Origin of the sequence: Pseudomonas juntendi (assembly GCF_009932375.1) — a bacterium.
Classification (GTDB): domain Bacteria; phylum Pseudomonadota; class Gammaproteobacteria; order Pseudomonadales; family Pseudomonadaceae; genus Aquipseudomonas; species Aquipseudomonas juntendi.
The window spans coordinates 1-543 of the sequence record NZ_BLJG01000572.1 but is presented as its reverse complement, the minus strand read 5'-3'; the positions used below and the strand labels follow the sequence as shown (position 1 = coordinate 543).

The 543-nt window shown below is 65.9% G+C and carries 1 protein-coding gene; it reads left to right on the top strand.

The annotated features are described in order from the left end of the window. Positions 1-365 (top strand): polyamine aminopropyltransferase (locus GYA94_RS27320; protein WP_498072228.1); only part of this gene is annotated, 365 nt, incomplete at its 5' end. Between the last annotated feature and the right edge of the window lie 178 nt (positions 366-543).

Genomic DNA, 543 nt, shown 5'->3' with positions numbered 1-543 from the left:
CCAGCGCAGAAAAGGCCGACCTGTTGTTCGTTGACCTGTACACCGACCATGGGCCGGGGGTAGGGCACCTGGCGTGGAACTTCCTGGCGAGCTGCCAGCAGCAACTCAACCCGGGCGGCTGGCTGGTGATCAACCAGTGGGCCACCGATGATGGCAAGCCGCTGGGGGCAGCGTTGCTGCGCGGCTTGTACCACCGCCATTACTGGGAACTGCCGGTGAAGGAGGGCAATGTGATTCTGCTGGTGCCAGCGGATCTGGAGCAGACCCTGGACATGGAAGGCTTGCGGGCCCGGGCGCAGGCGCTGGCGCCACGGTTGGGCTACAGCCTCGAGGGTTTGATCCGGGAGATTCGGCCGGCTACCTGAATGGCAGGTGCGGCCTGTGCAAAAGTGATGGCCGTCGCGATCCCCGTGGGAGCGGCCTTGTGTCGCGAAAGGGGCGCGCAGCGGCCCCGGCAATATCCGCTGCGAAGCTGAAAATGTGGGGTCGCTGCGCGCCCCTTTCGCGACACAAGGCCGCTCCTACGGGGATCGTGGCAGCGTC